Source organism: Pseudomonas sp. ICMP 3272 (genome assembly GCF_001466905.1).
In the GTDB taxonomy this organism is placed as follows: Bacteria; Pseudomonadota; Gammaproteobacteria; order Pseudomonadales; family Pseudomonadaceae; genus Aquipseudomonas; species Aquipseudomonas amygdali.
On the sequence record NZ_LKEK01000037.1, the window covers coordinates 20,172 to 44,111 of the forward strand.

General features: G+C 60.3%; 26 protein-coding genes. 14 read left to right on the forward strand and 12 right to left on the reverse strand.

Annotation, left to right across the window (positions count from 1 at the left end; all coding sequences use genetic code 11):
* Position 1: 1 nt before the first annotated feature.
* Positions 2–967 carry a 2-oxoglutarate and iron-dependent oxygenase domain-containing protein gene (locus AO068_RS05230; protein WP_057402424.1) on the forward strand — a complete coding sequence of 322 codons (966 nt, stop codon included), beginning with the start codon at positions 2–4 and terminating at the stop codon, positions 965–967.
* A 78-nt stretch (positions 968–1,045) separates the two neighbouring features.
* The gene (locus AO068_RS05235; RefSeq protein ID WP_058400856.1) at positions 1,046–1,999 is read left to right on the forward strand and encodes an adenosine deaminase; all 954 of its coding nucleotides are present in this window, start codon (positions 1,046–1,048) and stop codon (positions 1,997–1,999) included.
* Between the two features lie 257 nt (positions 2,000–2,256).
* Here AO068_RS05235 and AO068_RS05240 read toward each other — a convergent pair whose 3' ends face one another.
* Entirely contained in the window at positions 2,257–2,949 is a 693-nt protein-coding gene (locus tag AO068_RS05240) for an ArsR/SmtB family transcription factor (RefSeq protein ID WP_011169654.1), read from the reverse strand.
* A gap of 436 nt (positions 2,950–3,385) precedes the next feature.
* Positions 3,386–4,309: a LysR family transcriptional regulator gene (locus tag AO068_RS05245; RefSeq protein WP_002555526.1), complete on the reverse strand. Its 924-nt coding sequence runs from the start codon at positions 4,307–4,309 to the stop codon at positions 3,386–3,388.
* A gap of 112 nt (positions 4,310–4,421) precedes the next feature.
* On the opposite strand from AO068_RS05245, the gene AO068_RS05250 reads away from it, so the two are divergent.
* A complete protein-coding gene (locus AO068_RS05250) occupies positions 4,422–5,435 on the forward strand; it encodes a zinc-binding alcohol dehydrogenase family protein (RefSeq protein WP_058407830.1) in 1,014 nt (337 codons plus the stop codon).
* A gap of 54 nt (positions 5,436–5,489) precedes the next feature.
* Here AO068_RS05250 and AO068_RS05255 read toward each other — a convergent pair whose 3' ends face one another.
* Together AO068_RS05255 and AO068_RS05260 are read right to left on the reverse strand one after the other, a co-directional pair.
* The gene (locus AO068_RS05255; protein WP_005742926.1) at positions 5,490–6,686 is read right to left on the reverse strand and encodes a multidrug effflux MFS transporter; all 1,197 of its coding nucleotides are present in this window, start codon (positions 6,684–6,686) and stop codon (positions 5,490–5,492) included.
* Positions 6,687–6,823: 137 nt separating this feature from the next.
* Entirely contained in the window at positions 6,824–7,021 is a 198-nt protein-coding gene (locus AO068_RS05260) for a heavy-metal-associated domain-containing protein (protein WP_058407831.1), read from the reverse strand.
* Positions 7,022–7,167: 146 nt separating this feature from the next.
* Here AO068_RS05260 and AO068_RS05265 point away from each other — a divergent pair, with 146 nt between their 5' ends.
* From AO068_RS05265 to cueR, 3 genes are all read left to right on the forward strand, one after another.
* Positions 7,168–7,548: a hypothetical protein gene (locus AO068_RS05265; protein ID WP_002555530.1), complete on the forward strand. Its 381-nt coding sequence runs from the start codon at positions 7,168–7,170 to the stop codon at positions 7,546–7,548.
* A gap of 69 nt (positions 7,549–7,617) precedes the next feature.
* Positions 7,618–9,816 (forward strand): heavy metal translocating P-type ATPase, encoded by a 2,199-nt coding sequence (locus AO068_RS05270; RefSeq protein ID WP_058407832.1) that lies wholly within the window; start codon positions 7,618–7,620, stop codon positions 9,814–9,816.
* Positions 9,813–10,211: a Cu(I)-responsive transcriptional regulator gene (gene cueR / locus AO068_RS05275; RefSeq protein ID WP_058400860.1), complete on the forward strand. Its 399-nt coding sequence runs from the start codon at positions 9,813–9,815 to the stop codon at positions 10,209–10,211. The genes AO068_RS05270 and cueR overlap by 4 nt, the downstream gene beginning before the upstream one ends.
* 206 nt (positions 10,212–10,417) lie before the next feature.
* On the opposite strand, the gene AO068_RS05280 is transcribed toward cueR, so the two are convergent.
* Together AO068_RS05280 and AO068_RS05285 are read right to left on the reverse strand one after the other, a co-directional pair.
* Positions 10,418–11,314, reverse strand: coding sequence for a PA4780 family RIO1-like protein kinase (locus AO068_RS05280; protein WP_002555533.1), 897 nt, complete (start codon positions 11,312–11,314; stop codon positions 10,418–10,420).
* 244 nt (positions 11,315–11,558) lie between these two features.
* The gene (locus AO068_RS05285) at positions 11,559–12,362 is read right to left on the reverse strand and encodes an AraC family transcriptional regulator (protein ID WP_058407833.1); all 804 of its coding nucleotides are present in this window, start codon (positions 12,360–12,362) and stop codon (positions 11,559–11,561) included.
* A gap of 85 nt (positions 12,363–12,447) precedes the next feature.
* Here AO068_RS05285 and AO068_RS05290 point away from each other — a divergent pair, with 85 nt between their 5' ends.
* Positions 12,448–13,476 carry a bile acid:sodium symporter family protein gene (locus AO068_RS05290; protein WP_058407834.1) on the forward strand — a complete coding sequence of 343 codons (1,029 nt, stop codon included), beginning with the start codon at positions 12,448–12,450 and terminating at the stop codon, positions 13,474–13,476.
* Between the two features lie 6 nt (positions 13,477–13,482).
* On the opposite strand, the gene AO068_RS05295 is transcribed toward AO068_RS05290, so the two are convergent.
* The 3 genes from AO068_RS05295 to AO068_RS05305 all read right to left on the reverse strand — a co-directional run bounded on the left by AO068_RS05295 (position 13,483) and on the right by AO068_RS05305 (position 16,711).
* The gene (locus tag AO068_RS05295) at positions 13,483–14,880 is read right to left on the reverse strand and encodes a DUF726 domain-containing protein (protein ID WP_058407835.1); all 1,398 of its coding nucleotides are present in this window, start codon (positions 14,878–14,880) and stop codon (positions 13,483–13,485) included.
* A 32-nt stretch (positions 14,881–14,912) separates the two neighbouring features.
* Complete coding sequence (locus tag AO068_RS05300) at positions 14,913–15,197, reverse strand: hypothetical protein (RefSeq protein WP_058407836.1); 285 nt, start codon at positions 15,195–15,197, stop codon at positions 14,913–14,915.
* A gap of 236 nt (positions 15,198–15,433) precedes the next feature.
* Positions 15,434–16,711, reverse strand: a complete 1,278-nt coding sequence (locus AO068_RS05305; RefSeq protein ID WP_010193497.1) for an acetyl-CoA C-acetyltransferase — start codon at positions 16,709–16,711, stop codon at positions 15,434–15,436.
* A 108-nt stretch (positions 16,712–16,819) separates the two neighbouring features.
* Here AO068_RS05305 and AO068_RS05310 point away from each other — a divergent pair, with 108 nt between their 5' ends.
* The 6 genes from AO068_RS05310 (at position 16,820) to AO068_RS05335 (ending at position 21,476) form a co-directional block, all read left to right on the forward strand.
* Positions 16,820–18,175 (forward strand): 3-oxoacyl-ACP reductase, encoded by a 1,356-nt coding sequence (locus AO068_RS05310; RefSeq protein WP_005742938.1) that lies wholly within the window; start codon positions 16,820–16,822, stop codon positions 18,173–18,175.
* Positions 18,176–18,205: 30 nt separating this feature from the next.
* Positions 18,206–19,063 (forward strand): MaoC family dehydratase, encoded by an 858-nt coding sequence (locus tag AO068_RS05315; RefSeq protein ID WP_058407837.1) that lies wholly within the window; start codon positions 18,206–18,208, stop codon positions 19,061–19,063.
* 118 nt (positions 19,064–19,181) lie between these two features.
* Positions 19,182–19,487 (forward strand): MazG-like family protein, encoded by a 306-nt coding sequence (locus AO068_RS05320; RefSeq protein WP_002555541.1) that lies wholly within the window; start codon positions 19,182–19,184, stop codon positions 19,485–19,487.
* Positions 19,484–20,233: a methyltransferase domain-containing protein gene (locus tag AO068_RS05325; protein ID WP_011169666.1), complete on the forward strand. Its 750-nt coding sequence runs from the start codon at positions 19,484–19,486 to the stop codon at positions 20,231–20,233. The genes AO068_RS05320 and AO068_RS05325 overlap by 4 nt, the downstream gene beginning before the upstream one ends.
* 19 nt (positions 20,234–20,252) lie before the next feature.
* The gene (locus AO068_RS05330) at positions 20,253–20,891 is read left to right on the forward strand and encodes a DUF4136 domain-containing protein (protein WP_058400867.1); all 639 of its coding nucleotides are present in this window, start codon (positions 20,253–20,255) and stop codon (positions 20,889–20,891) included.
* 18 nt (positions 20,892–20,909) lie between these two features.
* Complete coding sequence (locus AO068_RS05335) at positions 20,910–21,476, forward strand: DUF4136 domain-containing protein (RefSeq protein ID WP_058407838.1); 567 nt, start codon at positions 20,910–20,912, stop codon at positions 21,474–21,476.
* 54 nt (positions 21,477–21,530) lie between these two features.
* Here the strand turns inward: AO068_RS05335 and AO068_RS05340 are convergent, their stop codons facing one another.
* From AO068_RS05340 to AO068_RS05350, 3 genes are read right to left on the reverse strand one after another with little or no spacing between them, the layout of a single operon-like run.
* Positions 21,531–22,121, reverse strand: coding sequence for an LON peptidase substrate-binding domain-containing protein (locus tag AO068_RS05340; RefSeq protein WP_058400869.1), 591 nt, complete (start codon positions 22,119–22,121; stop codon positions 21,531–21,533).
* 13 nt (positions 22,122–22,134) lie between these two features.
* The gene (locus tag AO068_RS05345) at positions 22,135–22,845 is read right to left on the reverse strand and encodes an LrgB family protein (RefSeq protein WP_161936575.1); all 711 of its coding nucleotides are present in this window, start codon (positions 22,843–22,845) and stop codon (positions 22,135–22,137) included.
* A 2-nt stretch (positions 22,846–22,847) separates the two neighbouring features.
* Positions 22,848–23,210 (reverse strand): CidA/LrgA family protein, encoded by a 363-nt coding sequence (locus AO068_RS05350; RefSeq protein WP_029240830.1) that lies wholly within the window; start codon positions 23,208–23,210, stop codon positions 22,848–22,850.
* A 205-nt stretch (positions 23,211–23,415) separates the two neighbouring features.
* Here AO068_RS05350 and AO068_RS05355 point away from each other — a divergent pair, with 205 nt between their 5' ends.
* Positions 23,416–23,871 carry a MaoC family dehydratase gene (locus tag AO068_RS05355; protein WP_058407840.1) on the forward strand — a complete coding sequence of 152 codons (456 nt, stop codon included), beginning with the start codon at positions 23,416–23,418 and terminating at the stop codon, positions 23,869–23,871.
* Positions 23,872–23,940: the final 69 nt, after the last annotated feature.

The following is a 23,940-nucleotide window of genomic DNA, read 5'->3' on the forward strand; positions in this document are numbered from 1 at the left end:
AATGGACCAGCTTCCCGTCATCGACATAGCCCCGCTCTACGGCACCGACCTTGAGGCCTGGCAGGATGTCGCCCGGCAGATCGACAGTGCCTGCCGACAATGGGGTTTCTTTTATATCAAGGGCCACCCGATCAGCGCGCAACGCATCGAGCAGGTGCAATCGGCAGCCAAAGACTTTTTCGCTCGTCCGGCAGCCGAAAAGCTCATCATCGACATCACGCAAAGCACCCATCATCGCGGCTACGGTGCCATCGCTACAGAGCAACTGGACCCCAGCCTGCCGAGCGACCTGAAGGAAACCTTCGACATGGGCCTGCATCTGGATTCAGGCCATCCCGACGTACTGGCTGGCAAACCATTGCGCGGGCCCAATCGGCACCCGGACATTCCCGGCTGGGAAAGCCTCATGGAACAGCATTACCTGGACATGCAGGCATTGGCGCAAACCCTGCTGCGCGCCATGACCCTGGCGCTGGGCATCGAACGCGATTTCTTCGATCAGCGCTTCAAGGACCCGGTCAGCGTGCTGCGCATGATTCATTACCCACCGCGCGACACGGCGACCTCTGCCGAGCAACAAGGCGCAGGCGCGCATACCGATTATGGCTGCATCACCCTGTTGTATCAGGACACGGCGGGCGGCTTGCAGGTGCGCGACGTGCGGGGCCAATGGATCGACGCACCGCCGATTGACGGTACGTTCGTGGTCAACCTCGGCGACATGATGGCGCGCTGGAGCAACGACCGTTATCTGTCCACGCCGCACCGGGTTATCAGCCCGCTTGGCGTCGACCGCTATTCGATGCCGTTTTTCGCCGAACCGCATCCCGACACGCGTATTGAATGCCTGCCCGGTTGCCAGAGCGAAAGCCAGCCAGCGCGCTATCCTGTTACCACCTGCGCCGAGTTTCTGCTGTCGCGCTTTGCTGATACCTATGCTTACCGCCGCGATCAGGAGGCAAGTTGAATGTTCGGTCAGGTTTTACCCTGCGCAGCGACGTGCATCTGTAGAATGCCCGCGATCTGCACCTGATGAGAAAAGAATATGTACGACTGGTTGAACGCCCTGCCCAAGGCAGAACTGCACTTGCACCTCGAAGGTTCGCTGGAACCCGAGTTGCTGTTCGCCCTGGCAGAGCGCAACAAAATTGCCCTGCCGTGGAATGACGTCGAAACCCTGCGCAAGGCCTATGCCTTCAACAACCTGCAGGAATTCCTTGATCTGTATTACCGCGGTGCGGACGTTTTGCGTACAGAGCAGGACTTCTACGACCTGACCTGGGCATACCTGCTGCGCTGCAAGGAACAGAACGTTATCCACACCGAACCGTTCTTCGATCCGCAAACCCACACCGACCGTGGTATCCCGTTTGAAGTGGTGCTGGCCGGGATTACCGGTGCGCTGAAAGACGGCAAGTCGAAGCTGGGTGTCGACAGCGGCCTGATCCTGAGTTTCCTGCGTCACCTGTCCCAGGAAGACGCCGAAAAAACCCTCGATCAGGCGCTGCCGTTCCGTGATGCGTTCGTCGCCGTGGGCCTCGACAGCTCCGAGATGGGCCACCCGCCGAGCAAGTTCCAGCGCGTATTTGATCGCGCCCGCAGCGAGGGCTTCCTGACCGTCGCCCACGCCGGGGAAGAAGGCCCGCCGGAATACATCTGGGAAGCACTGGACCTGCTGAAAATCCAGCGCATCGACCACGGTGTACGCGCCATCGAAGACGAACGACTGATGCAGCGCATCATCGACGAACAAATCCCGCTGACCGTCTGCCCGCTGTCCAACACCAAGCTCTGCGTGTTCGACGACATGGCCCAGCACAACATCCTCGACATGCTCGAGCGCGGCGTGAAAGTCACCGTCAACTCGGACGACCCGGCCTACTTCGGTGGCTACGTGACCGAGAACTTCCATGCGCTGTACACGCATCTGGGCATGACCGAAGATCAGGCAAAACGTCTGGCACAAAACAGCCTGGATGCACGCCTGGTCAAGCCCTAAAGAGGGGTTGAGCGAGTTACATCCATCGCTGCTCATGCTCTGCGTCGCAGAGGACGCAGAGCGTCCGGAACTGCATACCAACGCGGAGCATTGGCACGATAGTGGTGGGGCAGGCGCCTCCATCGTTCCTCACGCTCCGCGTGGGAATGCCTTTCGCGACGCTCGGCGTCGCAAGAGGACGCAGAGCGTCCGGAACTGCATGCCAACGCGGAGCGGTGGCACGATAGTGGCAGAGCGAGCCACACCTGTGGTTCCCGTCAGGCCGCCGCCGCGATCTTGCTGATTTCCCGCTGCCCACTGGAGGAGACCTGCAAGGTGCTGGGCTCGTCGGTGGTGCGCAGCCAGCCCATTTGGAAGAATAGCTGCAGCAGCCCTGCCCCCAGCGCGCCGCCAAGGTGCGGGTTGCGATCATTCCATTTCGGGCAGGCACATACCGTTTCACGCTTGCGCTGTGCCAGCGCCGGTATGTAAATACCCCGCTCGGCAAAACTGGCCACGCCCTTGCTCGTGACCTCGACGCGCTTCTCTTGCTGTTCTATCCAGCCCGCTTCCAGAAGGCGCTGATAAAGCTCAGCGGCCATTTCACCGCCCAGATGATCGGAGCAGATTCTTGCACGGCGCAGCGGCAGCGGCGGCATAGGCTGAGCAAACCTGCGGCTGATCTGCTCGGCGCTGGCCAGCGAAGCACAGGCCAGAGCTTCGACAGCGGCCCCCACTTCCGGAGCGGCGAGGCGAAAGAAACGCTTGCGACCCCGCGCCTCCTGTTTCAACAGACCGCCGCTGGTCAGACGCGCCAGGTGCGCGCCGGCAGAAGAGGTCGAGAGTCCCGCCAAAATCGCCAACTCATCGGCAGGACGAGCAGTACCATCCATCAGTGCCCAGATCATTGCGCTGCGCTTGGGGTCGGCCAGCAGTGTTGCGATCTGGCTGATGCAAGGTCCGTATTCCATGTGTTCACTCCCTGTTGAAACATTCATCTATCGTGATGACTGGGTGAAAGCAATCACGCCTCGGTAGAGTTGAACGTGGTTCTTATATGAAATGACAAGTATAAACTCTATGCCCTTCGGCCCCAGTGGGCGAAAAACGATTCGTACAAACTGTTGTTGTACAACATCTCGAAAAATCGAACGTTTCTTTCTCGCCCCATCGGCAGGAAGATCTTCCTGCCTTAACGGCGAACCCCCTCTAGCAAAGGGGTTTCAACCATTACTTCAAAAAGACATTGAAAAAACAAGCGTAATACCCATGACAAAAACGCCAAAACCACTCAACAACAGTCAGTTTCAACTTCGCCTGAGAGTTGAAACTTTGCACCGTTGAAACACTTTAAAATATTATATTTTCCGACACTTCCGAAGGCTATTTCCTACCCGGGCGTGGCTATTAAAACAAACCAACGGGTGACGGACCTACAGCCTGTTGCTTACAACGTGACCTGAGCATTTCCAGCAACAGAATGACCGGCTTGCTGAGCTGCGCCCGGTGCGCGCATAACAGGTTCAGCGGCGCTCGCTCGCCGATCAAATCTGGCATCAATACTTTCAGGTGCCCGGCCCGTACATCTGCGGCGACGTCCAGCCAGGATTTGTACGCCACACCTTCGCCCGCTACTGCCCAGCGGCGCACTACATCTGCGTCGTCACTGAACCGGTTGCCGCTGACCGTCAGGCTGATTTCGCGCTTGCCGTCATTCAGCGTCCAGCGGTCATGCACGCGGTCCCCGAGCATGAACAACAGGCAATTATGCTGCGCCAGTTGCTCAACCTGCTGCGGTTCGCCATGACGTTGCAGATAACTCGGCGCGGCACACAACACCCGCCGGTTGTCAGGCAACACCGGCAATGCGACCAGGCTTGAATCCTCCGGCTCGCCGTAACGCAGCGCCACATCGACCGGCTGGCGGAACAGGTCGGCAATACGATCACCCAACAATAGGCGCACGGTCAGTTGCGGGTGTTGCTGCTGAAATTCGTCGAGCCAGGGCAACAGCACGTTACGTCCCAGATCCGACGGTGCCGAGAGTTGCAACACGCCCTCACAACGGTCCTGGCTGCTGGCCAGCAGTCGCCGCCCCTCTTCCAGACTGCCCAGTGCGGCGCGGGCATACTCCAGAAACCCCTCGCCTTCGGCGGTCAGACGCAGGCTACGGGTCGAACGTGCCAGCAAGCGCGCACCCAATTGCCGTTCAATGCGTTTGAGCGCCGCGCTGGCAACCGCCGCAGACATGTCCATCACCCGCGCCGCAGCAGAAAGACTGCCCAGGTCCGCTGCACGGACGAACAACTGCAAGTCGTCAAAACGCAACATCAATGCCTCGTATTATCAAAATAAAATTGAAAGAGCCTGCCGTTTTAGCGGGTTTTATCTTTACTGGAAATAGCCAATGATCTCTTCATCATTTTTCCTGAAGAGGCCCGTCATGAAAGCAATCGCGTATTACCACTCGCTGCCGATCAGCGAAGCACTGTCATTGCAGGACATCGAACTGCCTGAACCGGTGGCTGGCGCTCGTGATCTGCTGGTCGAGGTCAAGGCCATCTCCGTCAACCCGGTGGACACCAAAATCCGCCAGAACGTCCAGCCCGAGGACGGCGCTCCGAAGGTACTGGGCTGGGATGTGGCAGGCGTCGTGAAAGCGGTGGGTAGCCAGGTCACGCTGTTCAAGCCGGGTGACAAAGTGTTCTATGCCGGCTCCCTGACCCGGCCGGGTGGCAACAGCGAACTGCATGTGGTCGACGAGCGTATTGTCGGGCATATGCCGAAAACCCTGAGCTTTGCCCATGCGGCGGCGTTGCCGTTGACGGCGATCACTGCCTGGGAGCTGTTGTTCGAGCGCCTGCAGATCGCTCAGCAAAAAGGCGAAGGCTCGCACAGCCTGCTGATCGTCGGTGCAGCGGGCGGTGTAGGTTCGATCCTTACCCAGTTGGCACGTCAGCTGACTTCCCTGAAAGTCATCGGCACCGCTTCCCGGCCCGAGACCGAAAGCTGGGTACGCGAACTGGGCGCACACGAGGTGCTGGACCACAGCAAACCGTTGAGCGAAGAACTGAAACGCGTCGGCCTGAATCAGGTGACCCATGTGGCCAGCCTGACCCAGACCGAACAGCATCTGGACCAGTTGGTCGAAGCGCTCAAGCCACAAGGCAAACTGGCGCTGATCGACGATCCCAAGTCACTGGATGTGTCGAAGCTCAAGCGCAAGAGCCTGTCGCTGCACTGGGAGTTCATGTACACGCGGTCGATGTTTGAAACCGAGGACATGATCGAACAGCACAACCTGCTCAACCGCGTAGCCGAGCTGATCGACGCCGGAACGCTGAAAACCACTTTTGGTGAGCACTTTGGCAGCATCAACGCAGAGAATCTGCGCCGCGCTCATGCTCTGCTGGAAAGTGGCAAGGCCAAGGGCAAGGTCGTACTGGAAGGGTTCTGAACGCGATACGGTTGTGTCAGCGCATAGCGTGACTGACACAACCATTGCGCCGAATCAGACCGGCTTCGCCTGCGCATCCCGCGTGCCTTGCGCACGGCGTGTCAGTACCGAAAGGCCGACCGTCAGCACACCGCACAGGCTGATAACCAGCGCCATGGGTGTGGCCGTGCCGTCATGCAACAAGCCCACCAGGCTGGCGGCGATGGCGGCAACACTGAATTGCAGACAACCCAGCAGCGCCGAGGCACTGCCCGCACGCGCCCACTGGCCGCTCATGGCGCAGGCTGACGCATTGGGGATGATGCACCCAAGGCTTGCCACGCAAATGAACAATGGCACCAGCAGCGGCCAAAGCGCTTCGGTGCGCAGCAAGCTGATCGCCAGCAACACCAGCGCCGCGGTCAGATAGATCCAGACCGTGCGTGACAGCAAAAATGCCGGCCCCGTCTTGCGCAGCAGACGCGCATTGATCTGCGCGACCAGAATGAAACCCGCCGCGTTCATCCCGAACAGCCAGCCGTAATGCTCGGCTGGTACGCCGTACAGCTTGATGAACACGAACGGCGACCCGGCGACGTAAGCGAACATTCCGGCCATGGCAATGCCGCCCGTCAGGGCATGGCCGATGAAGACGCGGTCCTGCAGCAGGTTGACGTATTGGCGAAATGCGCCACTCAACGGCTGACGAGGCGTGCTGGCGGGCATGCTTTCCGGCAGCCCCAGTGCAACCGCCGCCAGGCAGGCACCACTGAAAAGCGCCAGGCTGACAAAGATCGATTGCCAGCCAAAGGTGCTGACCAGTACTCCGCCAAGCATGGGTGCCAGAATCGGTGCCAGGCCCATGACCAGCATCAGTTGCGAGAAGACCTTGGCCGACTCGACAGCGTTGCACTTGTCGCTAACGATGGCGCGCGACAAGACCATTCCGGCACAGCCACCCAGCGCCTGCACGAAGCGCGCACCAATCAGCCATTCAAGGCTCGGCGCAAAGGCGCAGGCTATCGATGCGAGCATGAACAAGGTCACGCCGAACAGCAGCGGAATGCGCCGACCGAATCGGTCAGCCACCGGACCATAGGCCAGTTGTCCCAGGGAAAGCCCAAGAAAGTAAGCCGCGAGGGTCAACTGAATATGTTTTTCGTCGGTCCCGAAATACGAGGCCATGGCCGGAAAGCCAGGAAGATAGAAGTCGATGGCCAGAGGGCCGAAGGCACTCAATGAGCCAAGAATAAGGATTGTGCGTAGATTCATCGGGTGTCCATTAACGGGTGCAGGGCAACGGGTTAGTCTAACCGGCTTACCTTGCAGAGAACGAAGGACACGGTAATTAATTCAAAATTTTTCAAAGTTTACAGACAGGGAGACCGCTCCGGTCTCCCTGACCCGCGTCATGCCGGCTGCGCCTGATAACCCTCTTCGCTGATCAACCTGACGATTTGCTCGGGTGACAGACTGCTTTGCACCTTCACCTGCTTGCTGGCCAGTTCAACCTGAACATCAGCGCCTGGGTCGTCATTCTTGATCGCCTGAATCACCGCACGAACACAGTGCCCGCAGGTCATGCCTTGAACATTGAATAACTGCATGGTGTCACTCCCTTATTGATGGATAGCGAGCATCTTCAACCTTGTCATGATGGCAAGGTCAAGTTTCTGTTATCGCTGCCGGGCTGGTATTCAGGCAGATCGTGAGCCAAGCTGACTCATCAACGTCTACATCAGGAGTATCAGCGATGCGCTGGTCAGCAGTGAGCCTCTTCAGCATTCTCGGTTTCTTGGCTATCGCACCCGCCACTCAGGCCGATCAGGATTACGGCATCCTGATCATTTCCCGAGAGCGCCTGGAAGTCGCGACCTCCTGTGAGATCGGCATCTATGTGCAGGACCGTCTGGCCGGGAGACTTTTTCAGGAGGACTCGGTATCTTTCAACCTGCCTCCCGGTGAAGTGTCGATAAGACTGAGCACCCTGCGTGGCACCGTGGTGGGCTGCGAACCGGGAATGGAAGCGCCGCGCAGTACCAAGATCCAGCTACGCTCGGGCGATATCCTCAAATACCGTATCGCCGCGGACCTGAACGGCATGTACCTCAAGAAAGCCGACCTCAACTATTGATTCGCGCTTGACCTTGCCCATGTGGCAAGGTTGATCCTTGCAGGTATCCAGCCTCAGGGAGTGATTCACATGCAGCAAACCACCACCTTCGACCTGCCGATCAGCGGCATGACCTGCGCCAGTTGCGCGGGTCGGGTCGAGCGTGCTCTGGCCAAAGTGCCGGGGGTCAACAGCGCGACGGTCAACCTGGCCAATGAACGCGCCCATGTAGACACCGCAGCCCAGACCGATCCGCAAACCCTGATCGACGCCGTCAGCCGTGCCGGTTACAGCGCAACGCTGGTTGAGGATCGCCACGCCGAAGCTGACCAGAAAGCACGCCACCTGCACAACGAACGATGGGCCCTGCTGTTGGCCATCGCGCTGGCACTGCCGTTGATCGCGCCAATGTTACTGACGCCGCTGGGCGTGCACTGGATGCTGCCCGCCTGGGCGCAATTCGCGCTGGCGACACCGGTGCAATTCGTTCTGGGCGCGCGTTTTTATCTGGCCACCTGGAAGGCCGTGCGCGCCGGCGCAGGCAATATGGACCTGCTGGTCGCCATCGGCACCAGCGCGGGCTACGGCTTGAGCGTCTATCAATGGCTGAGTGCTGCACCCGGCACAACGCCGCATCTGTATTTCGAAGCATCGGCGGTGGTCATCGCGCTGGTGCTATTGGGTAAATACCTGGAAAGCCGCGCCAAGCGTCAGACGGCCAGCGCCATTCGTGCCCTTGAGGCTCTACGCCCGGAACGCGCGCTGCGCGTGGTCGACGGCCTTGAACAGGACATAGAGATCAGCTCACTGCAGCTTGGCGATCAGGTGCTGGTCAAACCAGGCGAACGGTTTCCGGTGGACGGCGAAGTGGTCGAAGGCCGCAGCCATGCCGACGAAGCGCTGATTACCGGTGAAAGCCTGCCGGTGGCCAAGCAGGCGGGTGACAAGGTCACGGGGGGTGCCATCAACGGCGAAGGCCAGTTGCTGGTGAGGACTACAGCGCTGGGCGCGGAAACAGTTCTGGCGCGCATCATTCGTCTGGTCGAAGACGCCCAGGCGGGCAAGGCCCCGATCCAGAAACTGGTGGATAAGGTCAGCCAGGTGTTTGTGCCCACTGTACTGGGGATTGCCTTTTTCACGCTGGCAGGCTGGCTGCTGGCTGGGGCCTCGCTTGAAGTGGCGCTGATCAATGCGGTCGCCGTATTGGTGATTGCCTGCCCCTGCTCTCTGGGCCTTGCGACACCTACAGCGATCATGGCCGGAACCGGCGTGGCGGCGCGCTACGGCATTCTGATCAAGGATGCAGAGGCACTGGAGCGCGCCCACGCTGTGGATGCCGTGGTATTCGACAAGACCGGAACGCTGACCGCGGGCACGCCGCGCATCACCAACATGAGTGCGGTGTCGGGCAATGAAGAACACCTGTTGCAACTGGCGGGCGCACTGCAACGCGGCAGTGAACACCCGTTGGCCCGGGCGGTGCTCGATGTGTGTCATGAATGGCAACTCAAGCTAGATGCAGCCGAAAACAGCCATGCCCTGAGCGGCCGGGGCATAGCGGGCACCGTTCAGGGCCGTGAACTGGCGCTGGGCAATCGACGCCTGCTGGATGAAAGCAGCCTGCCCATCGGCGAACTGGCCGAATCCGCGCGTATCTGGGAAGCCGAAGGGCGAACGCTGTCCTGGCTGATCGAGCAGGCTCCGGAGCCGAAGGTCATCGGCATGTTTGCCTTTGGTGACACACTCAAGCCCGGAACGGATCAGGCGATCAGGGCGCTGAACGCGCGCGGCATTACCAGCCATCTGCTGACCGGCGATAACCGTGGCAGCGCTCAAGTAGTCGCCAAGGCCTTGGGGATACACGATGTACATGCCGAAGTGCTGCCTGCCGACAAGGCAGCCACCGTCACCCAGCTGAAAAACCATCATGTGGTTGCCATGGTCGGTGACGGCATCAACGATGCACCGGCGCTGGCGGCTGCGGATGTGGGTATTGCGATGGGCGGCGGAACGGACGTCGCGATGCATGCAGCGGGCATCACCTTGATGCGCGGCGACCCGCGACTGGTTCCGGCGGCGCTGGACATCAGCCGGCGAACCTACGCAAAGATCCGCCAGAACCTGTTCTGGGCATTTGTCTACAACCTGATCGGCATTCCCCTCGCGGCGCTGGGCTACCTCAACCCGGTACTGGCTGGCGCGGCCATGGCGCTGTCCAGTGTCAGCGTGGTGAGCAATGCGCTGCTGCTGAAAACCTGGAAACCCCGTGATCTGGAGGACACGCCATGAACATCGGTCAGGCGGCGAAAAGCAGTGGCTTGAGCGCGAAGATGATCCGCTACTACGAATCCATCGGGCTGCTGCAAGCGGCACATCGCAGCGACAGTGGCTATCGCCTGTACAGCGCCGACGATTTACACACGCTGGCGTTCATCAAACGCTCGAGAGACCTGGGGTTCTCGCTGGAGGAAGTCGGCAAACTGCTGACCCTCTGGCAAGACCGCCAACGCGCCAGCGCCGACGTCAAGGCGCTGGCCCGTCAGCACATCGTGCAGTTGAATCAGAAGATCGACGAACTGGCGAGCCTGCGCGATACGCTTCAGGAACTGGTAGAACACTGCCACGGCGACGACCGCCCCGACTGCCCGATCCTCAAGGACCTGGCGTCAGGAGTGGGTTGCTAGCCACCACCTACGTTAGAGCTAGTCCAACACGCCCGGCTCGCTCCCACAGGGGTCTTACTGCATCACTCAGTGGTGCGCCTGCACACGCACTCCCGTGGGAGCGAGCTTGCTCGCGAAAGGGCCGGTACAAGCTCCGAAAACAGCGCGCCTGATCCATCGTCTTCGCGAGCAAGCGAAGCGTCGCCCGGCTCGCTCCCACAAAAGCTTTACTGCATCCACGGCGGTGGTGGTTCTTCGGTGGATTTGCTCGGTGGCGCGTCGTCTGCCGCGCGAGCTGCCTGACGGCGAGCCTCGTCGAGACGGGCCGCTTCGATTTCGCGCAGTACGCCGCCCACATCGGCTTCGTCCTCCGGCTCGTCGAATTCACCGGTCAACACCGTGGCGGGCGACAAAGTGCCAGCCTCGTAGTACGACCACATTTCCTTGGCGTACTTGGTCTTTCTGAGTTCCGGCGCGAAGCGGCCGAAGTACAGCGCCATGTTGCCAACGTCACGCTCCAGCATGCTGAACGCGTGGTTGTTGCCCGCTGCATCGACCGCTTGTGGCAAGTCGATGATGACCGGGCCGGACGGTGCCAGCAGCACGTTGAACTCGGAAAGGTCACCGTGCACCAGACCGGAACACAGCATCAGCACGATCTGTTCGATCAGGAACGCGTGATACTCGCGCGCCTGATCCGGCTCCAGCACCACGTCGTTCAGGCGCGGCGCGGCGTCACCATATTCGTCGGCCACCAGTTCCATGAGCAGTACGCCTTCCAGGAAGTCGTACGGCTTGGGCACCCGGACACCCGCGCTGGCCAGACGAAACAGTGCAGCCACTTCGGCGTTCTGCCAGGCGTCTTCGGTTTCCTTGCGCCCGAACTTCGAGCCTTTCGCCATAGCGCGGGCCTGGCGACTGTTGCGTACCTTGCGACCTTCCTGATACTCGGCCGCCTGACGGAAACTGCGTTTGTTAGCCTCCTTGTAAACCTTGGCACACCGCAGCTCATTGCCACAGCGCACCACATAAACAGCTGCCTCTTTACCACTCATGAGCGGGCGCAGCACCTCGTCGACCAGACCGTCTTCGATCAGGGGTTCAATGCGTTTAGGAGTTTTCATCAGCTTTTATTGTGGGTCCTTTGTTGCCAGATACGCGATTGTTGCCGTTATACGGCAATCCTCCGCCAGCGAGTAGGGGTAGTGGCCTTTGGATTGAAAGGTTTTTTAAGCAAAAACCACGCAATCCCCCGGTTTAAAGCACCTTTCGTGCCGTACAGGCGATAAAAGATATTCCGGGACAAAACGTGTAAAGCCCGAAAAATCTTCATTAAATGCACTCGTTAGTGCGCAATACAACCCGGCGTTACTTGAACAAATCACCGGGCGTATAGCCGAACAAGCCCTTGAACGCAGCGATGAAAGCCGACGTCGAGTCATAACCACAGGCCAGCGCGGTATGGGTCACACTGGCGCCCTCTTCCAGTGCAGAAAGTGAAGACAGCAATCGTGCCCGCTGACGCCAGCCACGAAAGCTCAACCCGGTTTCCCGCTGAAACAGGCGCATCAGGGTTTTCTCGGAGGTCCCGAGACGGGCGGCCCAGTCGTGCAGGGTAATCAACCGACCCGGCTCCTCGATCAACTCGTTGCACAGCCCCAGCAAACGCGGATGACGCGGCAACGGCAGTGAAAAGCCGACTTCGGGCAACTGCGCCAGTTGATCCAGCAGGACCTGCACCAGCCGCGCCTCATGGCTGTCCTGCTCGGGATAGTCCACGGGCAACAGACAGAAGCTCTTGATCAGTTCGCGGGCCAGCGGCGTGACTTCCAGCACCCGGCAACGCTGTGGTGCCCAGCCCGAATCAGCCGTGCGAATGTAAAGGCTGCGCATTTCGGCGCGCATGGAGGTCACGACCTCGTGCTCAAGCCCCGCAGGCACCCAGACGCCCCACTGTGGCGGTGCAAAAAAACTGCCCTCGGCGGTGTGCACACCCAGTACCCCGCTGATCGCGTAGGAAAACTGCACCCAGTCGTGACGATGGGGCGGCGTCCACGAACCGGCGCTGAGGCTTTCAGCGCGGGCATACAGTGGGCGCGGCAGACCGGACAGTGCCGGTATCTGCCGCTCGCCCGTAGGCTGCCGCTGATTGATCTGTCCGTTACTCGGCATCTTATGGCCTTATGTCGCAAGACGGCTATGGCGCAACAGAGTAGCCTGCACGCATCTCTGTGTACAAACGTTCTACGGACCCCTCATGCAATCACTCAAACACTTCAAACGCGTCGCTACCGACTGGTTCCTCTGGGGCATGGTTCTGGCGACGGTGCTCGCCTACTTCTTCCCGCGTTTCGGCGCTACCGGCGGCAGCATGCACGCTGAATATGTCATCAAGGTCGGCGTGTTCGTGGTGTTCTTTCTGCATGGGGTAAACCTGTCCAGCGAGCAGATCAAGAAAGGCCTGACCAACTGGCGCCTGCACGTGATGATCCAGGTCTTCACCTTCGTGGTGTTCCCGCTGATCTGGCTGGCGTGCCAAAAGCTGCTGGGCTCGCATGTGCCTGCGCTGCTGATGCTGGGCTTTTTCTACCTGTGTGCCCTGCCCTCGACCATTTCGTCCTCGGTGGCGCTGACCGGCAGTGCAGGCGGCAATGTTCCGGCAGCGATTCTCAACGCCAGCATGTCCAGCGTCATCGGGATTTTCATCACCCCGTGGCTGGTCAGCCTGGTGGTCGGCACCGGCGCTGGCGGGATCGATCTGGGCGATACACTGCTCGACCTGTGCGCCATGCTCCTGCTGCCACTGGTGCTTGGCCAGCTAATGCGGCCGTTGCTGGGCAAGTTTTTCGCCCGTCACAAGAAGTACACCAACCTGATCGACAAGCTGGTGATTCTGCTGCTGGTGTACGCGGCGTTCTGCAACTCGATGATTTCCGGCATGTGGCAGAGCCAGGGCAACAGTGTGATCCTGACCGCATTCATCGGTACCGCGCTGCTGCTGGCGGTGATCCTGTTGATGACCACGCGCACCGCGCGGGCGCTCAAGTTCGATCATGCCGACAAGGTCGCGGCGGTGTTCTGCGCCACCAAGAAGTCGCTTGCTGCGGGGGCGCCGATGGCAGCGTTGATCTTCGGCAGTAATCCGGGGCTGGGCCTGATCCTGTTGCCAATCATGATCTACCACCCGATGCAGTTGATCGTCTGTTCGATCATCGCCGAGAGCTACGCCAGTCGTCATCGCCAGCAGCTTTCACAGGCCGCGCTGGAAGAAGCCCAGGCCGCCTGACCGCCGTTACATAAGCGCGTCATCGCCCAGCGTGACGCGCGCGTAAAAGACGATTGCCACTGTCGGGATCAACGCTGAATAACCCGGCCTGAGCGCCGTGCCAAAGTGCGTCAGCAGGCGCTGCACCGGTGCCTGGCGAATTGCGCCCAGCAACCCTTTGATCGTGCCGGGAGCTTTCTCGGCCTGCGCGGGCTTGAAGAATGCAGCTACGGTCAAACGCTCGGCCAGTGCATCGACATGTGCGGCATACACCTCCCAGCTCATCGCGCTGACACTGGCGCGTGGCATCTGCACCAGCGGGTGCGCGCTGTTGAACGCATGGCGAAAGAACGTTCTGAGCAGCAGTTCCTCCACTTCAACCACCGTCGCACACTGGTGCAGCGAATCACTCAGGCCGTACTGCCGCGCCAGCATGCCCAGCACTCGCGTATAGGGCACGCCTCGACGCCGGGCGGCATTGATCAGAAAGTGTCCGGCGACCAGCTGGAATTCGCGCACAAATGCGTAGGTGCGATCCGCTTCGGTGGCCTTGAGGCGCGTCCATCGACTGCTGCACAAATGCTTGATGGCCGCCTCCAGCACGTAGTCTGGGGAGCGGGCCAGAACGCTGTGCAGCCAGATGTCCTGCAAGACCGGGTCGCGGGTGACTGTCGGTAAAACGGCAACGCCGGTTTCCAGTCCTTCACAGCCGCTGAAGCGAGTTGCGATCAGCACTTCCTGCAAGCGTCTCCAGTAATGGTGATGGCGATAACCCGGCATCCGCACATTCTCGAAATGCTCGACCGGTGTGCGTCCCAGGCTCTTCTCGCCCAGATTCAGCAACAGCACGTGGTCTTCGCTGGAGTAGGCGTTGATCAGTCGTCCGCTGATTTTCTGCTTCAACACTTCGGCCTCGGCCGCCTCAATGCGCACCGCAGCAGCCATCAGCAACACATCGCCCACCACCAGCCCGTGTTCGGGCGTCTGTTGCAGGTTCTTGAGCGCGCTGACCAATAGTCGTCCGCCCAGTGAATGGCCGATCAGGTTGACCTGTTTTACGTCCGGATGATGTTCGAACAGATAGCGGTCCAGTTGTGCCAGCAACACTTTGCCCATATCGCGAGCCCGGTTGCGGATGCGCGCAAAATGAACGACGCGGTCTCCCGCCAGCGCGGCTGCGCCCGCCAACGGATGCACTCGGGCGGCGGCCATCAACAGGCCACGGGAACGGTTGTCCATCTGGGTGAAATGGCTGGATGGCCAGAACGCCAGAATATTCACGCTTTGGCGCAAGGCACCAGGAATACTGTTGGCCAGCATGCGCCGGTCGTCCAGATCATGCCCTGACGAATAGCCGTGAATGAAGACGTTGGCGACCTCGCCCGATGTCTTGGGCAAGGTCAGAAACTTGAAGTGATTTTCCACGTTGTCCTGTCACACATGGGCGGATTGCACGCTCAATTTCTGACGATGAAGCGCCTGGCGATCAGTATGATCAGCCGCAGGCAAAACATGATACCGGTCACAGCGATCACCCATTTGGCAACCAGCATGAAATAACTTTCGATTTCATCGGAAACCAGCCCCACCAGCAAGCCCATCCCGCCGATCAGCAACCCAATCAGCGCCAGGCCGATATAGGGCCTCAGCCAGCGGGTCCGCGCGCCTTTGTCGAACAGATAGAGCACCGTGCCGATCAGAATCAGAATCAGAAGCACCGATACCCCAATGATGAGCCCCATGTTTTACCTCGACGTTACAGGCCAATAGTGCTGACTGTTCATCCCGCGCACGGGTGTGACGCGGAGCGTCACGAAATGTATTCCCACGCTGGAGCGTGAGGAACGAGAGGTGTCCAGAAGAGCCTTATCGTGCCAATGCTCCGCGTTGGCATGCCGTTCATGACGCTCTGCGTCATATCTCTTCAGACGTACCGTCCTTTTCCGCTCTGGATTATGCCCATGCCTCCAGTATTTGCCTAACGCTCCAGAATCGCCGTCACACCCTGGCCGCCTGCTGCGCAGATCGAAATCAATCCACGCCCGCTGCCTGCTGCATCGAGCAGTTTGGCCAGGTTGGCGACTATACGGCCTCCGGTTGCGGCAAACGGATGCCCGGCTGCCAGCGAGCTGCCTTTGACGTTCAGTTTGCTGCGGTCAATAGCCCCCAATGGCGCGTCCAGTCCCAGACGGGTCTGGCAGTAATCAGCGTCCTCCCAGGCTTTGAGCGTGCACAGCACCTGCGCGGCAAAGGCTTCGTGGATTTCGTAGTAATCAAAATCCTGAAGGGTCAGGCCATTGCGCGCCAGCAGGCGCGGAACGGCATAGGCCGGGGCCATCAGCAGCCCTTCTGCACCGTTGACGAAATCCACCGCTGCGGCCTCGCCATCCCGCCAGTAGGCCAGCACCGGCAGGCCGCGCTCGCGAGCCCACTCTTCACTGGCCAGCAATACCACCGACGCGCCGTCGGTCAGCGGCGTCGAGTTGCCGGCCGACAGCGTGCCCTTGGCACTTCGCTCGAATGCGGGCTTGAGGCCAGCCAGCTTTTCGAGGGTCAGGTCCGGGCGCAGGTTGTTGTCACGGATTAGCCCCAGATACGGCGTCATCAAGTCATCCTGCCAGCCCTCGGCGTAGGCTGCGGCCATTTTCAGATGGCTCTCAAGCGCCAGTTGATCCTGCGCCCCGCGCTCTATGCCCCAGTTCTGCGCCATCAGCTCGCAATGCTGGCCCATCGACAACCGCGTACGTGGCTCGCCGTTACGGGGCAGCTCCGGTTTGAGGTGGTGTGGACGCAACTGCATCAGGGCCTTGATCTTGTCACCCGGCGTCTTGCTGCGGTTAACCTGTAACAGAATCTTGCGCAGCCCTTCATTGACACCTATCGGCGCATCCGACGTGGTGTCCACGCCCCCGGCAATGCCGCACTCGATCTGCCCCAGCGCGATTTTGTTGGCTACCAGCAACGCGGCTTCCAGCCCCGTGCCGCAGGCTTGCTGAATGTCATACGCCGGGGTCTGCGCCGACAGTCGCGAGCCCAGCACGCATTCGCGGGTCAGGTTGAAGTCTCTGGAGTGCTTGAGCACCGCGCCTGTCACTACCTCGCCCATGCGCAACCCGTGCAAATTGAAGCGCTCGATCAGCCCCTCCAGAGCGGCAGTGAGCATGTCCTGATTGCTGGCAGTGGCGTAAGGGCCATTGGAGCGGGCGAACGGAATGCGGTTACCGCCAACGATGGCGACCCGACGAGGATGCGTCATGGAAAACTCCCTTTCTTCAAGCGAATGGATGAGCCGTGTCGATCGCAAGAACAAACGTCATGCCACCGTGGTCCATTCCTTTGAACCCCGACTTCAGGAGAGTGTTCCATGCCGTCAGATCGCTATATTGATTTCGCCAATTCCGACATGGGTCGGCGCCTGGTGAATGCCGTCGGTCTGCCCGCCCCCACCCACCTGGAGCGCTGGCAGGCCGGCCGGCTTCGTCCTGTAGAAGGCACACTGCTGATCAGTGCCGGGCCGCTGGGTGATCAGGTCCGTCAGTTCGCCAGTCGTCTGACCGACTCGCTGTACAGTTTCGGCAGTGACATGCCTGGCGCCACCACCTGGGTGTCCAACCAGGGGCCTCGCCTGAAAGCAGTGGTGTTCGACGCCAGCCAGATTCTGCGCACCGAGCAGCTCAGGCAGTTGCGGGATTTCTTTCAGCCGCTGCTGCGCAATCTCGATCACTGCGCGCATGTGGTGATCCTCGGCAAATCCCCCGAGACACTCGCTGATCCGCTGGCGGCCAGCACTCAACAGGCCATCGTAGGTTTCAGCCGCTCGCTGGCCAAGGAAGTGCGCAACGGCGCAACGGTCAAGCTGCTGCAAGTGGATGACGACGCGCAGGATCAGCTGGAGGGCGCCTTGCGCTTCTTCCTGACGCCCAAGGCTGCGTTCATCTCCGGTCAGTTTGTTCACCTGAGCGCCTGTCCGGGCAAAGTGCAGGATTGGACTCGCCCACTGGCCGGACGCAAGGCAGTGGTGACTGGCGCGGCGCGCGGCATCGGTGCGTCGATTGCCGAGACCCTGACCCGTGATGGCGCGCAGGTCATTCTGCTGGACGTGCCACAGACCAAAAACGAACTGGAAGCACTGGCCTCGCGGCTTGGCGGCCAGGCACTGGCGCTGGATATCTGCGCGGCGGATGCTCCTGCCCAGTTGCTTGAACACCTGCCGGACGGCGTCGACATACTGGTGCATAACGCTGGCATCACGCGTGACAAGACGCTGGTCAACATGCCGGAGGACTTCTGGGACTCGGTACTGGCGGTCAACCTCAACGCTCCGCAAGTGCTGACTCAGGTGCTTCTCGACGCCGGTGCGCTTAAGGATAACGCGCGGATTGTGCTCATGGCTTCGATCAGCGGCATTGCCGGTAATCGCGGGCAAACCAACTACACCACCAGCAAGGCCGGTCTGATCGGTTTTGCCAAGGCGATGGCCCCCGGGCTCAGGTCACGCGGCATCAGTATCAACGCCGTCGCACCGGGCTTCATCGAAACGAAAATGACCGCGCACATGCCGTTCACCCTGCGTGAGGCAGGACGGCGCATGAGTTCGCTTGGTCAGGGCGGTTCGCCACAGGATGTTGCCGAAGCCGTGGCGTGGTTCAGCCAGCCGGGCAGCGGCGCGGTGAGCGGTCAGGTTCTACGTGTATGTGGTCAAAACGTGATCGGGGCATAAGCCCCAGCATCGAATTCAAGGAGATGGATGATGACGGCTCACTGGCGCTACCTCAATTCTCTGCAGCCCCTGTCCAACCTGTTCATCCAGGCCGCGCTCAGGCGCAAGGTCACAGGGTCGGAGTTACCCGATCTGGGATTGCGAAGCTGGATCGCGGTCGATACCGACAAGCTTGATGCTTACAGCAAGGTCTGTGGATTCGAAGAAAGCAGCCTGCTGCCGCCGACGTACCCGCATGTGCTGGCCTTTCCTCTACAAATGCAACTGATGACCTCTCAGGAGTTTCCGTTTCCGCTGCTGGGACTTATTCACCTTGCCAATCGCATTCGCACTCATCGCCCGCTCGGCGGCGTGAGCCAGCTGTATATCAGCGTTCAGGCCACCGACCTGCGCCCGCACGCCAAAGGCGCGACCTTCACCCTGGTGACTCAGGCCGAGGATGGCATGGGCCTGCTTTGGGAAGAAGAAAGCACCATGCTGTGCACCGCCGTGCATCTGGAAGACGCGCCTGTAGAGCATCCCGAGCTTGCGCCGCTGCCCCTGATCGAGCTGGACAACTGGCGTGCGTCGGCACAAATCGGGCGCGAGTATGCAAAGGTGTCGGGCGACTACAACCCGATTCACCTCAGCGCACCCAGCGCCAAGCTGTTCGGCTTCCCGCGTGCCATCGCCCACGGCATGTGGCTCAAGGCACGTACGCTCGCGGCCCTTGGCGAGCACTTGCCAGCCTCGAATGTCGAGATCAGCGTGCAGTTCCAGAAGCCGGTACGTCTGCCCGCCGACGTCACACTCTCGGCCAGCGCTGCCGGCTCTCATGGTCAGTTCCGCGTCGAAGGCCAGGAGGGCATCGTGCATATGATCGGTAGCTGGCAGCCTGCAACCGAGTGATGCCCCTGATAAAGCCCTCTGACGGGGGCCTATCTCCCTTCAACAGCTGAACAAACCGCAACGCCCACTTGCCTGGCGACCCGTTCCCCCTGAAGCTATGCACCTTCAGGAGAGCACGATGAACCTCGACGAGTTGACCCAACGCCTGCACCGCATCCGCGACCAGAATGACTGGAAGCAATTTCACAGCCCGAAAAACCTGGCCATGGCTGCCAGCGTGGAAATGGCCGAGCTGGTGGAAATATTCCAGTGGCTGCGTGAAGACCAGTCCCGCGAGCTGCCCGCCGACCAGCTGGAGCACGCCGGTCAGGAAGTCGGCGATATTGTTCTTTATCTATTGTTGCTGTGCAGCGAGTTGGGGCTGGACATGGAAACCGTGGTGCGCAACAAGCTGGCAGACAGCGAGCGGAGATTTGCCAAGTGAGTGATCGGCATTTCGACCAGCTGGCGACCCGCTTTGCGGAAAAGATCTACGGCGGTGCCAAGGGGGCCATTCGGCTGGCGGTGCTGCAGGCCGATTTGACCGAGACGCTGCCCGCACGACCGCTTCGCGTACTGGATATCGGCGCGGGGCTGGGCCACATGTCACTGTGGCTTGCAGAACAAGGACATGAAGTGACCCTGGCCGAGCCCGCCGAACCCATGCTCGAAGGCGCACGTCAGCGCTTTGTCGAGGCCGGACAGACGGCTACCTTCATTCAGGCTCCGTGGCAGGCGCTGCCCGGTTTACTGAGCGACACTTACGATCTGGTGCTGTGCCACGCCGTGCTGGAATGGCTGGCCGAGCCGCACGCCATCCTTCCGGTACTGCGCCGCTTGACCCGCGACGATGGCTGGCTGTCACTGGCTTTTTACAACCGTGATGCGCTGATCTATCGCAACTTGTTGAAAGGTCATTTCCGCAAGATGCGCAAAAATGACATGGCCGGGGAAAAGCAGAGCCTGACGCCACAACAACCGCTCGACCCTCGGGAACTGGCGACGCAACTTGAAGGCCTGTGGCAAGTCGAAACCCGTAGCGGCGTGCGGGTGTTTCACGATTACATGCCGGTTGAATTCCAGGCTCGGGCCGAGCTGACCGACCTGCTGGAAATGGAGCTGGCGCATCGGCGTCATCCAGCCTTTGCCGGGCTGGGCCGTTACCTGCACTGGATGTGCCGTCCGGTCTGACATCACTGCGGAGACCACCATGAAACACCGTCCTGCCTTGTTTGCCCTGCTTCTGGGGACTGGCCTGCTCGGGATTAGCGCGTGCCAGAGCGATAACCCGTATGTGGCCAGTTCTCTGCCCATGCCGCCTGCTCCTGCGCAGGCAGCGAAGACACTGGACATGAGCGCCTACCCTGCGCCGCCGCGCGACTATGGCCGGTATCGGTCGTGGGGCTGGCTCAACGGCCAGTTGCCGCCCGGTACGGCGTGGGTGGATTCGGCGCAGGTGGTTGAAGCAGTCAGCAACGGTCTGGACCAACGCGGCTTGCGGCCGGCTCGCGGTAATCAAGCTGCGGACCTCTACGTCAGCGCCACGACCCGGCAGGAAACCCGGCTGCGTCAGGTGCGCGAAGATTACGATCCGTATTACGGAGGCGGCATGGGCTATGGCCGCTACGATGGTTACCGGCCCGGTTACGGCGGCTACGCCAGCGTGCCGGTGGTGCGCACTTATAAGGAAAACGTGATGGTGGTGCAGATCAATCTGATCGACGCACGCACCGGTCAACCGGTATGGAGCGCCAGCGCAGATGCACGCGCCAGCAATAATCTGGCAGACCGCAGCAGCGCATTACGTCAGGCCGTGCAACAGGCGCTGACGGCCTACCCTCCTTCGTAACCCATTCGGAGCACTGCCATGTTTCGCCGTATCGTCCTGCTGTCCTGTGCCTTGCTGCTGGCTGCCTGTCAGAGCAATTCGATCAATCGCGACTTCGATGCCCAGCGTGATTTCGGCGGCTATCGCAACTGGAGCTGGAAAGAGCCTGCCGTTCAGTATCAGCCGGATGATGACCCACGGCTCAAAAGTGACCTGACCGAGCAGCGCATTCGCCAATCGATCAGCGAGCAACTGGACCAGCGCGGCCTGCGCATGGCCGCTGCGGGCACCCGGTCGGATTTGAAAGTGCAGGCCTGGCTGATTGTCGAAAATCGCCAGCAGACGGTCAGCACCAACTATGGCGGCGGCTGGAACCCTTGGGGTGGCTACGGCTACTGGAACGGGCCGATGAACACCGAAACCCGCAGCGTGGACTACAAGGTCGGCACCTTGCAGATTGATATGTTCGACGGTAAGGACGGCAAACTGGTCTGGCGCGGCAGCACCGAGCGCATCCTTAACGACAACGCCGGCAGCCCGGCTGAACGGGAGCAAGCCATCCGCACCACGGTGGCAAAAATTCTGGAGCAGTATCCGCCGCGCTAACCCCGCCTGACGAGTCGCAACGCTGTCTTGCGCAATGAGCAGCGCGATCGAGGCTCAGGCCTGCAGATCGCCCTGCATTTCATCGAGCAGTTCCTGAATCGCGTCAAGGCGCTCCTCGGGATCGTCGATTTCCAGCAGCTCCACTTTGTCCTTCTCGGTGAACGGCAGCAGATAGGCAAGCTGGTTGGACAATGAATACTGCCCACCGGCAGACACGCCCATGTTCAAGGACGCCACCATCGGGTGCTCGGCCAGTGCTTCCAGCAGTGCAACGAGGTCGGCGTCTTCTTCCTGCAACGGACGCTCCACAGGCTCTTGCAGCCATTCAACCTCAGCCACCAGCAGTTGATCGCGCTGAACTTCAGCGGCGACCACCCGGAAGCGCCGCCCACCGACGACACGGATGCCCAGCAAGCCGTTGTCCTGCTGCTGGAAATCCGTGACCAGTGCTTCGCAGCCAATCGGCGAGTAACCGCCCGGCACGTTGCCCACCTCACTTCCTTCGGTGATGCACACCACACCAAACCCTTCACCCTGCTTCATGCAGCGGCCGATCATGTCCAGATAGCGCGCTTCAAACAACTGCAGATCAAGCACGCAACCTGGAAACAGCACAGCGTTCAACGGAAACAACGGCAACGTCATGGAAAAGCCTCCTTTAAATGGCCAGCGACATTGCCAGCGGCAGGAACAATGCCGTTGCAACGCCCATCAGACTCATTGCCAACGCAGCAAAAGCCCCCGATTCCTCTCCTTCCTGCAATGCCACGGAAGTCCCCACCGCATGGGCCGTAAGACCCAGTGCCATACCGCGGGCCGCAGGGTTGTCGACCCCGGCCAGCGACAGCAGGCCGGGGCCGAAAATGGCACCGAATACGCCAGTAATCAACACAAAAACCGCCGCCAGGGCTGCGACCCCGCCGATCTGCTCGGCAACCAGCATGGCGATGGGCGAGGTGACCGACTTGGGTGCCATGGTCATCAGAATCATATGGTCGGCACCGAACAGCACGCCAAACCCGACACACAACCCGGTGGCAAACATCCCGCCGACTACCAGCGTAGTCAAGACAGGCCAGAACAACTGGCGGATTCGCCGCATATTCAGGTAAAGCGGCACCGCCAGCGCCACGGTCGCAGGCCCCAGCAGCGTGCTGAGAATTTCAGTGCTTTTGCGGTACTCGGTGTATTCAAGATCGCAGAACAGCACAACACTGATTACCACCACCATCGAAACCAGCACCGGCTGCAGAAACAGCCAGCGGGTTCGCTCGTACGCAGCCATCGCCAGCTGATAGGCGCCCAGGGTGATCGCGATGCCAAAAAGCGGATGGTGAATCACCGACAGCCATGCACCGTGCCAGTCCATATTCATGGCCCCTCCTGGCGGCGGGCCTGACGCCGGATGAGTGCCTGCATCAGCCAGCCGACAAAGGTCACGGAAATCATCAGCGACAGGGTCAGCGTGCCGAAGATCGCCCAGAAGTCCTTGGCGATGGCCGACGCATACACCATCACGCCAACGGCAGGCGGCACCAGCAGCAGCGGCAGATAACGCAGCAGACTGCTGGCGGCCATGCTGATCGGCTCGCTCACTTCACCGCGCAGCACCAGATAGGCCATCAACAGCACAAGACCGATGATCGGCCCCGGCAATATCGATAGAAACAGATGGTTGAGCGCGGTTCCCAACAATTGGAACAGCACCAGCCATGTCAAACCCCGTAACAACATGAGGACCCCGGCAAATAAACGAATCCAGCGAATTATCGGCGTCATTATAAACACGCCGCGTTGCAGGTCATGAGCGGGTATTCGTATTGAGGCAGTTGCTTGACCAACCGGCAACACTCTGCTGATCTTGTGATTCGCCCGCAGGCATTAGCTGATTCGGGCAGCGGCACTTCAACACAACACCACATCAGGCAAGGAGAGCGGTATGCCTTCTGTACCCGTCACAGAGCTCAAGCATTACATTGGCAAGGAAGCAGAATGTTCAGACTGGCTGACCATCGACCAGGAGCGCATCAACCTGTTCGCCGAAGCCACAGGGGATTTCCAGTTCATTCATGTCGACCCGGTCAAAGCGGCGCAGACCCCGTTCGGCGCGACTATTGCGCATGGTTTCCTGTCGTTGTCGCTGATTCCCAAGCTGATGGAGGGCATCATGGTGCTGCCCGAAGGCTTGAAGATGGCGGTCAACTACGGGATGGACAGCGTGCGCTTCGTTCAGCCAGTGCTGGTCAACTCTCGCGTGCGTCTCAAGGTCCAGCTGACTGAAGTGACCGAGAAAAAGCCGGGCCAATGGCTGCTCAAGGCAACCGCCACGCTGGAGATCGAAGGTCAGGAAAAACCCGCTTTTGTGGCCGAACCTTTAACCCTGTGTTTCGTGTAACACGTTTAAAACATGAAACAGTCGTAACAGACTGTTTCATCCCGCTTACTCGCTGCGGCATACTCCCCT

Bases quoted from the DNA above. Each gene is read 5' to 3' on its own strand.
- AO068_RS05230 (WP_057402424.1), top strand. From the start codon at position 2: ATGGACCAGCTTCCCGTCATCGACATAGCCCCGCTCTACGGCACCGAC.
- AO068_RS05235 (WP_058400856.1), top strand. From the start codon at position 1,046: ATGTACGACTGGTTGAACGCCCTGCCCAAGGCAGAACTGCACTTGCAC.
- AO068_RS05240 (WP_011169654.1), bottom strand. From the start codon at position 2,949: ATGGAATACGGACCTTGCATCAGCCAGATCGCAACACTGCTGGCCGAC.
- AO068_RS05245 (WP_002555526.1), bottom strand. From the start codon at position 4,309: ATGTTGCGTTTTGACGACTTGCAGTTGTTCGTCCGTGCAGCGGACCTG.
- AO068_RS05250 (WP_058407830.1), top strand. From the start codon at position 4,422: ATGAAAGCAATCGCGTATTACCACTCGCTGCCGATCAGCGAAGCACTG.
- AO068_RS05255 (WP_005742926.1), bottom strand. From the start codon at position 6,686: ATGAATCTACGCACAATCCTTATTCTTGGCTCATTGAGTGCCTTCGGC.
- AO068_RS05260 (WP_058407831.1), bottom strand. From the start codon at position 7,021: ATGCAGTTATTCAATGTTCAAGGCATGACCTGCGGGCACTGTGTTCGT.
- AO068_RS05265 (WP_002555530.1), top strand. From the start codon at position 7,168: ATGCGCTGGTCAGCAGTGAGCCTCTTCAGCATTCTCGGTTTCTTGGCT.
- AO068_RS05270 (WP_058407832.1), top strand. From the start codon at position 7,618: ATGCAGCAAACCACCACCTTCGACCTGCCGATCAGCGGCATGACCTGC.
- cueR (WP_058400860.1), top strand. From the start codon at position 9,813: ATGAACATCGGTCAGGCGGCGAAAAGCAGTGGCTTGAGCGCGAAGATG.
- AO068_RS05280 (WP_002555533.1), bottom strand. From the start codon at position 11,314: ATGAAAACTCCTAAACGCATTGAACCCCTGATCGAAGACGGTCTGGTC.
- AO068_RS05285 (WP_058407833.1), bottom strand. From the start codon at position 12,362: ATGCCGAGTAACGGACAGATCAATCAGCGGCAGCCTACGGGCGAGCGG.
- AO068_RS05290 (WP_058407834.1), top strand. From the start codon at position 12,448: ATGCAATCACTCAAACACTTCAAACGCGTCGCTACCGACTGGTTCCTC.
- AO068_RS05300 (WP_058407836.1), bottom strand. From the start codon at position 15,197: ATGGGGCTCATCATTGGGGTATCGGTGCTTCTGATTCTGATTCTGATC.
- AO068_RS05305 (WP_010193497.1), bottom strand. From the start codon at position 16,711: ATGACGCATCCTCGTCGGGTCGCCATCGTTGGCGGTAACCGCATTCCG.
- AO068_RS05310 (WP_005742938.1), top strand. From the start codon at position 16,820: ATGCCGTCAGATCGCTATATTGATTTCGCCAATTCCGACATGGGTCGG.
- AO068_RS05315 (WP_058407837.1), top strand. From the start codon at position 18,206: ATGACGGCTCACTGGCGCTACCTCAATTCTCTGCAGCCCCTGTCCAAC.
- AO068_RS05320 (WP_002555541.1), top strand. From the start codon at position 19,182: ATGAACCTCGACGAGTTGACCCAACGCCTGCACCGCATCCGCGACCAG.
- AO068_RS05330 (WP_058400867.1), top strand. From the start codon at position 20,253: ATGAAACACCGTCCTGCCTTGTTTGCCCTGCTTCTGGGGACTGGCCTG.
- AO068_RS05335 (WP_058407838.1), top strand. From the start codon at position 20,910: ATGTTTCGCCGTATCGTCCTGCTGTCCTGTGCCTTGCTGCTGGCTGCC.
- AO068_RS05340 (WP_058400869.1), bottom strand. From the start codon at position 22,121: ATGACGTTGCCGTTGTTTCCGTTGAACGCTGTGCTGTTTCCAGGTTGC.
- AO068_RS05345 (WP_161936575.1), bottom strand. From the start codon at position 22,845: ATGGACTGGCACGGTGCATGGCTGTCGGTGATTCACCATCCGCTTTTT.
- AO068_RS05350 (WP_029240830.1), bottom strand. From the start codon at position 23,210: ATGTTGTTACGGGGTTTGACATGGCTGGTGCTGTTCCAATTGTTGGGA.
- AO068_RS05355 (WP_058407840.1), top strand. From the start codon at position 23,416: ATGCCTTCTGTACCCGTCACAGAGCTCAAGCATTACATTGGCAAGGAA.